Source organism: Devosia sp. CAU 1758 (assembly GCF_054482695.1).
In genome coordinates this window covers 196,490-206,003 of sequence record NZ_JBTLRJ010000004.1, presented here as the reverse complement: position 1 = coordinate 206,003, position 9,514 = coordinate 196,490, and the positions used below count along the sequence as shown (strand labels likewise).

The 9,514-nt window shown below is 62.8% G+C and carries 11 protein-coding genes; 1 reads left to right on the top strand and 10 read right to left on the bottom strand.

Annotation, left to right across the window (positions count from 1 at the left end):
- Positions 1 to 41: 41 nt before the first annotated feature.
- From accD to ACXYMS_RS14435, 10 genes are all read right to left on the bottom strand, one after another.
- A complete protein-coding gene (gene accD / locus ACXYMS_RS14480) occupies positions 42 to 1,022 on the bottom strand; it encodes an acetyl-CoA carboxylase, carboxyltransferase subunit beta (protein WP_458907394.1) in 981 nt (326 codons plus the stop codon).
- Between the two features lie 111 nt (positions 1,023 to 1,133).
- On the bottom strand, positions 1,134 to 1,958 hold the full coding sequence (gene trpA / locus ACXYMS_RS14475) for a tryptophan synthase subunit alpha (protein WP_458907392.1): 825 nt from the start codon (positions 1,956 to 1,958) through the stop codon (positions 1,134 to 1,136).
- Positions 1,958 to 3,172: a tryptophan synthase subunit beta gene (gene trpB / locus ACXYMS_RS14470; RefSeq protein ID WP_458907390.1), complete on the bottom strand. Its 1,215-nt coding sequence runs from the start codon at positions 3,170 to 3,172 to the stop codon at positions 1,958 to 1,960. The genes trpA and trpB overlap by 1 nt, the downstream gene beginning before the upstream one ends.
- Positions 3,173 to 3,214: 42 nt before the next feature.
- Complete coding sequence (locus ACXYMS_RS14465; protein ID WP_458907388.1) at positions 3,215 to 3,862, bottom strand: phosphoribosylanthranilate isomerase; 648 nt, start codon at positions 3,860 to 3,862, stop codon at positions 3,215 to 3,217.
- Positions 3,863 to 3,919: 57 nt separating this feature from the next.
- Positions 3,920 to 4,282: a lipopolysaccharide assembly protein LapA domain-containing protein gene (locus tag ACXYMS_RS14460; protein ID WP_458907386.1), complete on the bottom strand. Its 363-nt coding sequence runs from the start codon at positions 4,280 to 4,282 to the stop codon at positions 3,920 to 3,922.
- A 52-nt stretch (positions 4,283 to 4,334) separates the two neighbouring features.
- Positions 4,335 to 4,616 (bottom strand): integration host factor subunit beta, encoded by a 282-nt coding sequence (locus ACXYMS_RS14455; protein ID WP_035099264.1) that lies wholly within the window; start codon positions 4,614 to 4,616, stop codon positions 4,335 to 4,337.
- 33 nt (positions 4,617 to 4,649) lie between these two features.
- Entirely contained in the window at positions 4,650 to 5,588 is a 939-nt protein-coding gene (gene sppA / locus ACXYMS_RS14450; RefSeq protein ID WP_458907384.1) for a signal peptide peptidase SppA, read from the bottom strand.
- A 62-nt stretch (positions 5,589 to 5,650) separates the two neighbouring features.
- Positions 5,651 to 6,160 carry a GNAT family N-acetyltransferase gene (locus ACXYMS_RS14445; RefSeq protein ID WP_458907383.1) on the bottom strand — a complete coding sequence of 170 codons (510 nt, stop codon included), beginning with the start codon at positions 6,158 to 6,160 and terminating at the stop codon, positions 5,651 to 5,653.
- 69 nt (positions 6,161 to 6,229) lie between these two features.
- Positions 6,230 to 7,936, bottom strand: a complete 1,707-nt coding sequence (gene rpsA, locus ACXYMS_RS14440) for a 30S ribosomal protein S1 (RefSeq protein WP_458907382.1) — start codon at positions 7,934 to 7,936, stop codon at positions 6,230 to 6,232.
- 179 nt (positions 7,937 to 8,115) lie between these two features.
- A complete protein-coding gene (locus tag ACXYMS_RS14435) occupies positions 8,116 to 8,769 on the bottom strand; it encodes a (d)CMP kinase (protein ID WP_458907381.1) in 654 nt (217 codons plus the stop codon).
- Positions 8,770 to 9,001: 232 nt separating this feature from the next.
- On the opposite strand from ACXYMS_RS14435, the gene ACXYMS_RS14430 reads away from it, so the two are divergent.
- On the top strand, positions 9,002 to 9,397 hold the full coding sequence (locus ACXYMS_RS14430; RefSeq protein WP_458907380.1) for a TIGR02300 family protein: 396 nt from the start codon (positions 9,002 to 9,004) through the stop codon (positions 9,395 to 9,397).
- Positions 9,398 to 9,514: the final 117 nt, after the last annotated feature.

The window sequence follows — 9,514 nt, the reverse complement described above, 5'->3', positions numbered from 1 at the left end:
GTTGCGGGCCTGACCTGTCCAGCCCGCACGGTCCCGGCGCGCTATTCTGCGTGGGCGGCTGCGGCAGGCGGGTCGACATCGTCATCGCCCTCGGCGGCAACGGCGGCATCGCGCATGCTGGTCTGGTCGGTCAGTGCTTTGGGGCTCGCTGCCGTGATCGCCTCATTGGGCGGCGCATTGGTCAGGATGGCCGCCAGCGAACCGATGGTCGAGCGCAGGTTGTGGCGATGTACCACCATATCGACCATGCCGTGGCTGTGGAGATACTCCGAGCGCTGAAAGCCCTTCGGCAGCTTTTCGCGGATTGTCTGCTCGATGACGCGCTGGCCGGCAAAGCCGATCAGGGCGCCCGGCTCGGCCAGATGCACATCACCGATCATGGCATAGGAGGCGGTGACGCCGCCGGTGGTCGGGTTGGTCAGCACCACGAAAAAGGGCAGGCCCGCTTCGCGCAGGCGCAGCACGGCCACGGTGGTGCGCGGCATCTGCATGAGGGAGAGCACGCCCTCCTGCATGCGGGCGCCGCCCGAGGAAACAAAGAGCACGAAGGGGGTCTTGAGCCGCGCAGCGGTTTCGAGACCGGTGATGATCCCCTGCCCGGCGGCCATGCCGAGCGAGCCGCCCATGAAATCGAAATCCTGGATGCCCACGGTCACGGCGCGCTGATAGAGCTTGCCGGTGGCGATGATGACGCTGTCTTCATAGCCGGTCTTGGCGCGGCTTTCGCGCAAGCGGTCGGTATAGCGTTTCTGGTCGCGGAATTTCAGCGGATCGACCGGCACGGAGGGCACCGGCACCAGGTCGTATTTGCCATCGTCAAGGAAGGTCGCCAGCCGGTCAGCCGGCTTGATCTTCATGTGATAGCCCGAATTGGGCACCACCCACTGATTGGCCTCGAGATCGCGATAGAACACCATCTCGCCCGACTCGGGGTCCTTGACCCAGAGATTTTCCGGCGTCTCCCGCTTGTTGGAGAGGAAGGAGCGGATCTTGGGGCGGACGAAATTGTCGATCCAGTTCATGGCGCGGCCTTTCGCAGTGATCTTGGCGGATCACGTAGTCGTCAATTGTGGCAATTCTTATCAGGCCTGCCCAAAGCCGCAAAGCGCTGAGCGGGATGGCTGTGGACAGCGTTAACCTCTCGCCCGCCGGACGCCGCTGGCCAGATCCGCCACGAGGTCGCGAACGGCAGCGACCGTGCCCTCGGTCGGCCGGCCATCGACCAGCGAGGTGCGCACCGCATCGACCAGCACCGAGCCCACGACAACGCCATCGGCATGGCGGCCGATTTCCTCGGCGTCCTCTGCTGTCTTGATGCCGAAGCCGACCGCCACCGGTAGTCCGGTATGGCTCTTGATGCGCTGCACCGCGTCACCCACTGCGCCGCGCGACTTGATCGCAGCGCCAGTGACCCCCGTCATCGAGACGTAATAGACAAAGCCCGAGGTATTGGCGAGAACAGCCGGCAGGCGCTTGTCATCGGTGGTCGGGGTGGTGAGGCGAATGAAGTTGATCCCGGCCTTGAGGGCAGGGAGGCAAAGCTCACCATCCTCTTCGGGAGGCAGGTCGACCACGATCAAGCCGTCGACGCCGGCCGCCTTGGCATCGGTGAGGAAGCGATCAACGCCATATATGTAGATCGGATTGTAATAGCCCATCAGCACGATGGGGGTGGTCTCGTCCCTGCGACGGAAGTCTTCCACCATGCCCAGCACGCCAGTCAAGGACTGGCCTGCGGTGAGCGCCCGCTGCCCGGCCAGCTGGATCGCCACGCCATCGGCCATGGGATCGGAAAATGGCATGCCAAGTTCGATCACATCGGCACCGGCCTGTGGCAGGGCATCGAGGATCGCCTGGCCGGTCGCGAGATCCGGATCTCCCGCCATGATGAAGGTCACGAGGGCGGGGCGGTTGACGGCCTTGAGTTCGGCGAAGCGTGCGTCGATGCGGGAAGTCATTATTTCAGCAGCCCCAGATATTTGCCGACACTTTCCACGTCCTTGTCGCCGCGGCCCGACAGGCACAGCACGATCGACTGATCCTTGCCCATCATCGGGGCAACTTTCATCACCTGCGCCAGGCCATGGGCGCTTTCGAGCGCCGGGATGATGCCTTCCATCCTGGTGCAAAGCTGGAAGGCCTCGAGCGCCTCATTATCGGTGACCGGCGCGTAGGTGACGCGCTTGGTATCATGCAGCCAGGAATGTTCGGGGCCGACGCCGGGATAGTCGAGGCCCGCCGAGATGGAATGACCCTCGAGAATTTGCCCGTCCGCGTCCTGCAACAGATAGGTGCGATTGCCATGCAGCACGCCGGGCCGGCCCCCGGTCATGGAGGCGGCATGGCCGTTTTCGACCTCAATGCCGTGCCCGCCCGCCTCGGCGCCGTAGAGTGCCACTTCGGGATCATCGAGGAAGGCATGGAAGGTGCCGATGGCATTGGAGCCGCCACCGACACAGGCGACCACCGCGTCGGGCAACCGACCCTCGGCCTCGCGGAACTGCTCCTTCAATTCGGTGCCGATGACCGACTGAAAATCGCGTACCATCTCCGGATAGGGATGTGGACCCGCCGCCGTACCGATCAAATAATAGGTCGAATCCACATTGGTGACCCAGTCACGCAGCGCCTCGTTCATGGCGTCCTTGAGCGTCCCGGCGCCGGCGGTTACGGGCCGCACTTCGGCACCCAGCATCTTCATGCGCAAGACATTGGGCATCTGCCGCTCGACATCGGTGGCACCCATGAAAATGGTGCAGGGCAGGTCAAACTTGGCACAGACCGTGGCCGTTGCCACGCCATGCTGGCCGGCGCCGGTTTCGGCAATGACACGGCTCTTGCCCATGCGCTTGGCGAGGAGGATCTGCCCGAGGCAATTGTTGATCTTGTGTGAGCCGGTATGATTGAGCTCTTCGCGCTTCAACCACACTTTTGCGCCGCCCAGGTGCTCGGTCAGCCTCTCGGCGAAATAGAGCGGGCTGGGGCGGCCGGTGTAATGGGTCGCCAGGTCCTTGAGCTGCGCCGCGTAATCGGGATCGGCCTTGGCGGCACGATATTCGTGCTCGAGGTCCAGGATCAGCGGCATCAGGGTTTCGGCGACGAAGCGCCCGCCATAGATGCCGAAACGGCCATGCTCGTCCGGGCCGTTGCGCAGGGAATTGGTGCCGTCCATTTGGTCCTCTCGGCGCAGCCGAGAAAACCCGGCTCGCTGCTCCTATACGGCCGCCCGGGCGTTGCGGATGAACGCCTCGATCAGCTTTTTGTCCTTGACGCCCGGGGCGCGCTCAACGCCGGAGGAGACATCCACCCCGAAAGGCTTCACCCGGGCGATGGCCGCAGCCACATTGTCCGGCGTCAGGCCCCCGGAAAGCATGAAGGAGATGGATGGGTCAAGCACTTCGAGCAGGCCCCAGTCAAAGCTTTCGCCCAGACCGCCCGGCCGATCGGCGCCCTTGGGCGGCTTGGCATCGAGCAGCACGCGGTCGGCAACCTCAAGAAAGTCGGCCACATGGGCCACGTCATCGGCCGAACCGATGGGCAGGGCCTTCATGATCTCGACCCCGGCCTCGGCGCGGATGGCCTCGACGCGATGGGGGGTTTCGGGCCCATGCAGCTGGATCCAGTCCGGGCCGAACGCCGCCACTTCGGCAACGCTGGAATTGTCCGGATTGACCAGCACCACGCAGCTTTCGATGCGGCCACGCGCGGCCGAGATCAGCCCGCCCAGTTCATCGATAGAGACATGTCGCGGAGAGCGCGGGAAATGCATGAAGCCCACCATGTCGGCGCCGGCCGCGATGGCAACGTCGAGCATGTCATGGGTCTTGATGCCGCAGATTTTGACGATCAGGGGATCGGCCATAGTCGGTGAGGGCTCAATGGAACGGAAACAAACAGACTAGCCGAACTGCGCCGTCCATCATCGCAGTTCCAGCAGATCATCGACTTCGCCAAGCGGTGTGGTGCCAGTCTGGCCATTGCGCCGGCGAAGGGTTTCGAGCTCCTGGCTCAATTGCTGGGCTTCGCGCCGCCAATGGCGCTCGCGCCGGCGATGCGGCCCCTGCGCAAACCAGCTGGCCGTGCCGCCAAGCAAGACGCCGATCAGCAGCACCACATAGAGCACCACAAAGAGCGGAATGCCATAACCGGAAACATCGCTCTCGATAGGCCCGACAAAGGGATTGATGTTGACGCCCACCAGCTGGCGATTGGCCAGCGCAAAGGCGATCAGCAGCGCCGAGAGCGGCACCAGAACGAGCCAGCCGACAATTTTGTTGACCATGAGGCTTCCAGTGGAGCGCGTGGCTCCGGTCCCTGTTCTGGCGGCAAATATATCAGGAACGGTTCAGCCGTTCCCGGATTTCCTTGCCGGCCTTGAATTGCGGTACGTATTTTTCGCCCACATCCACCTGCTCGCCGGTACGCGGATTGCGCCCCACCCGGGCCGGGCGGTTCTTCACCGAGAAAGCGCCAAAGCCTCGCAACTCCACCCGGTCGCCCCGCGCCATCGCGTCCCCGATCTCATCGAGGATCGCATTGACGATGTTCTCGATGTCACGCTGGAACAGATGCGGGTTTTCCGCGGCGAGCTTTTCGACAAGTTCAGACTTGATCATCAAAGGCTCCGGTGTACACCCCTCGTCCCCATGTCAGGGGGTTCGATCAACCTGCCAAAGCGAGACCAAACCGTCAAGCATCACAATGCCTTCGGCAGGAAGCCCGACAAGACGGCGGACCGAGCTGCCCAAAAAGTCACCAAGCCAGGAAAATTCGCCGGTTTCCATCGGCCAGACGGTCCGGACCGTCGTTTCGGGTTCGATCCCGTGCTCGGCTTCGAGCCATTGCAGAGCCTCGTATTCGCCGCCAATGGCATCGATCAGCCCGGTCTGGATGCCGATGCGGCCGGTCATGATGCGGCCATCGGCCAAGGCCAGCGTCGCTGGACGGCTAAGGCCGCGCCGCTCGGCGACAATGTCCACGAAAAAGGCAAAGCTGTCCTCCACCAGTTCGGCGATCGAAGCGCGCGGCGCCCCGTCCAGCGGTTCGTCATAGTCAGGCTCGGCCTTGAGCGGACCGGAAGCGACCTTGTCGAGATCGATGCCGATAGTGTCGAGCAGCTTGCCGGCATTGACGTGTTGGTAGAGCACGCCGATGGAGCCCACGATGGACAGGCGCCGGGCAAAGATGCGGTCGGTGGCAATGGCAGTCATATAGGCGGCAGAAGCGCCCAGTTCGTCGATGGTGGAGACCACGGGCTTTGCGGCAGAGAGCCGGCGCAGGTCCTCATATAGTTCCTCGCCGCCCGCGGTGGTGCCGCCGGGCGAATTGATGGCCACGATCACCGCCCTGACCGCCGCGTCCTCGATCAGCGCGTCGATGGTCCTTGAACGGGCCGGGTCGGTGGTGATGGTGCCCGAAATGACCAGACGCGCGATGCGGTCGCCCTCAAGCGCCGAGGGCAGCGCGAAGCGCCCGACCAGCGCCAGGATAGCGACAATGACCGCCAGCAGCGCCAGTATGCGCCAGACCCCGCGCGAGCGGCGATAGCGGTCAGCGGCAAGATATTCATGTGGGGTCGGATCGGTCACGGCGGTCTACTCCAGATCGCCCTTCAGGTACCGTCAAGGGCGCAGGATGGCAAGGAAGGCGCTCAGCGCAGCACCTTGACCATATATCGGGCGGCATCCTCATAGGCCGCCAGTTTACCGGCCAGCTCGGGACGGTCCTCGACCATAAAGCCCTGCTTTTCCCAGAAGGGCTGTGAATTGTTGACCGCAACGAGGCTCATGCTGGGATAGCCCATCACCTCTGCATGCTTGGTGAGCGCGGCCAAAATCTTGCCGGCGGCGCCGACCCCGCGGGTCAGGGGCAAAAGCGCCAGGTCGTGGATGTAATAGCTGTCGGCATCAGGCGGGATGGCCCCCAAAAGCGTATTGAGTGCGGGGAGGCTGCCGCGTTTGAAGGGGTGGCTCAGCACATAGCCGGCGGGCTTCTCGCCCACTTCAAGCAGGTAACAACCGTTGCGATAGAGCCCGAATTTTTCCTCGAGCACCGCTTCAGCCTCGAAGAAGCCGGGATGCACCTTGTTGGCGATTTCGGACACCGCGCCAAAATCATATCCGCTCATGGCGCGCCAGGCGACGTCTCTGAACTGGATCATGGCTTGGTCCTGTCACAAAACGACCCGCACCAATGGCGCGGGTCGAGGGTTTGCAGATCAGCGCGAGGCTTACTTGTCGTCGCGACCCTTAAGCGCGGCGCCGAGGATGTCGCCCAACGATGCGCCCGAATCGGACGAACCGAAATTGGCCACGGCTTCGCGTTCTTCGGCGATTTCGAGCGCCTTGATCGAGAGCTGGATGCGGCCGGTCTTGCGGTCGTACTGGGTGATGCGCGCATCGACCTTTTCGCCCTTGGAGAAACGCTCCGGACGCTGGTCATTACGGTCGCGGCTGAGGTCGGCGCGGCGGATGAAGGCCGTCACTTCGCTGTCGGCGATACGGACTTCAATGCCCCCATCGTTGACTTCGACAACCTCGGTGGTGACCACGGCGTTCTTGCGCAGGCCGGTGCCATCGGAGGCGCCGGTATCGGCAATGCCTTCAGCAGCGAGCTGCTTGATGCCGAGCGAAATGCGCTCCTTCTCGACATCGACGTCGAGCACCTTGGCCGAGACCATGTCGCCACGATTGTAGTCGTCGAGCGCGATTTCGCCCGACTTCTGCCAATCGAGATCGGAGAGGTGAACCATGCCGTCCACATCGCCTTCGAGGCCAATGAACAGGCCGAATTCGGTCTTGTTCTTGACTTCGCCTTCTATGGTGGCGCCAACCGGGTTTTTCTCGGCAAAGGCTTCCCACGGGTTCTGCAGGGTCTGCTTGAGGCCCAGCGAGATGCGGCGCTTGTCGGGATCCACCTCGAGCACGACCACTTCGACTTCCTGGGAGGTCGAGACGATCTTGCCGGGATGGACGTTCTTCTTGGTCCAGCTCATTTCCGAGACGTGGATCAGGCCTTCAATGCCGGGTTCGAGCTCAACAAATGCACCGTAATCGGTGATGTTGGTCACGCGGCCGGTGAACTTGGCCTCGATCGGATACTTGGCCTCGATGCCTTCCCACGGATCGGACTGGAGCTGCTTCATGCCCAGGCTGATGCGGTGGCTCTCGTGGTTGATGCGCACGATCTGGACCTTGATGGTCTCGCCGATCGTCAGCACTTCAGACGGGTGGTTGACGCGACGCCATGCAATGTCGGTAACGTGCAGCAGGCCGTCGATACCGCCCAAGTCAACGAACGCACCATAATCGGTGATGTTCTTGACCACGCCATCGACCACCTGGCCCTCTTCGAGCTGCTGGACGATTTCCGAACGCTGTTCGGCGCGCGATTCTTCGAGAATGGCACGGCGCGAGACGACGATATTGCCGCGACGCTTGTCCATCTTGAGGATCTGGAAGGGCTGCGGCACGTTCATGAGCGGCGCGATATCGCGGATCGGACGAATGTCCACCTGCGAGCGCGGCAGGAAGGCAACGGCGCCCTCGAGATCAACGGTGAAGCCACCCTTGACCTGGTTGAAGATGGTGCCTTCAACGCGCTCATTGGCGTTGTACTTCTCTTCGAGCTTGACCCAGCTCTCTTCACGGCGAGCCTTCTCGCGGCTGAGGACAGCCTCGCCCATCGCGTTCTCGACGCGGTCGACATAGACCTCGACTTCCGAACCCACGGTGATGGTGCCGTCGCGGCCGGCCTGGCCGAATTCCTTCAAAGGCACGCGGCCTTCGGTCTTGAGACCCACGTCGATGATGGCGAGGTCTTTTTCGATGGCGACAACCCGACCCTTGACCACGTTGCCTTCGGCGGCATCGTTGTCGACAAAGGAGTCGAGGAGCATCGATTCAAAATCGTCTTTCGTCACAGTCTGCTGTGCCAAGTCATTTCTCCGGTGCGCCGGTGGTTGAGGGTTTGATCCTGGCCGAATGCGGGTCCGCTTCGGCAAATGCCGAAGCCGGCGCACGGAGCACCGCTTCTCTGACAGGAGGAATTCAGTTTTCATAAGTCCGGGCCAGCGGCTTTGGTGATGGTCGTGGCGGACGGGCCCCAAGGAGGAAATTAGGAGGGCGATTGCCCCCCTGCCTTGAGCGCCATGATCCGATCGACAATCGCGATGGCAGCGCGGAGTGCGGCCTCTATACCGAGTTGTGTCGTATCGAGCAAGTGCGCGTCCTCGGCCTGGTAGAAGCCGCCATGGGGATTGAGCATGTCGCGGGCGTCGCGCTCCTCGATCTGGTGATAGAGCGCATAGCGATCCACTGCCTGGCCCCGCCCCTCCAATTGCCTTGCCCGGCGCTCCATGCGCGCCTTGCTGTCGGCCTGGATGAACAGTTTCACATCCGCGTCGGGGCAGATTTTCGTGCCAATATCGCGTCCGTCCAGTACGGCACCGCCGGGCTGGGTGGCGAAGCTGCGCTGAAACGCGAACAGGGCCGCCCGCACCTCGGCGATGACCGCAACCTTGGAGGCCAGCACCCCGGTTTGGGCGGCGGTGAGTGCGGCGAGATTCTTGAGATGAGCGGCATCGAGCGCTCGTGCGGCGGCGATGGCGGCGCTTTCAAAGTCAGTCCCGTCTTCCTTGTCGGCCACGGCCAGCCCGACAGCGCGATAGAGCAGGCCGGTATCAAGGTGGGGCAGACGATAATGATGCGCCAGGCCCGAAGCCAGCGTCCCCTTGCCCGAGGCGGCCGGACCGTCGACAGCGATAATCATGACTTGTCCCTCTTGCTGAGCGGGGCGGAACTTAGCCGATAGCGAGGCCGGCGGGCGGGGGCAAGGGGCCGGGCGCGATTGGACGGGAAAGCGGGGGAATGGCAAAACGAGGCTCCGGCGCCGCATTTAGCGTTTGACAGGGCCCGGCTTTGCTCATAACCGGACTGACCGAAATGGGCGCGCGCGGCATCAGGCGCGCCCGGAATTCTCCTTTTCCGAGAAGGCATGAGAGATGGCCAGCGAACGCGGTACCAAGCGCACCGATCCAGATACCGGCAAGAAATTCTACGACCTCAACCAGGACCCGATTGTCTCGCCCTATACCGGCAAGAGCTATCCGCGGTCCTTCTTCGAGACTCTCCCCGGCAAGCCCAGCCCCGTGACCGCCCGCAAGGTGGCTGACGAGGACGAGCAGGAAGAAGAAGAAGTCGAGGACGTGGCAGCGCCCGAAATCGTCAGCCTCGAAGAGGCCGACGCCGAGGAGAGCGGCGACGAAGTCCCCGATGACGTCGAGGATGTCGAGGTCGACGAAGAGTTGGCCGACGACGAGGAAGACGTGTTCCTCGAAGAGGACGAAGACGAGGACGACAGCCTCGGCTTTGACGTCGGCAACGACGAAGATCGTTGATCTGATTGATATTTTTCTGCCGGGCGGGAATTCTGTCCGGCAGTGCAAAAAAGTGTCATCTAGACACTTGCATGCGGCGGGATGATCCAATAGGTTCCGCCTCGCTTCGGACGGGCA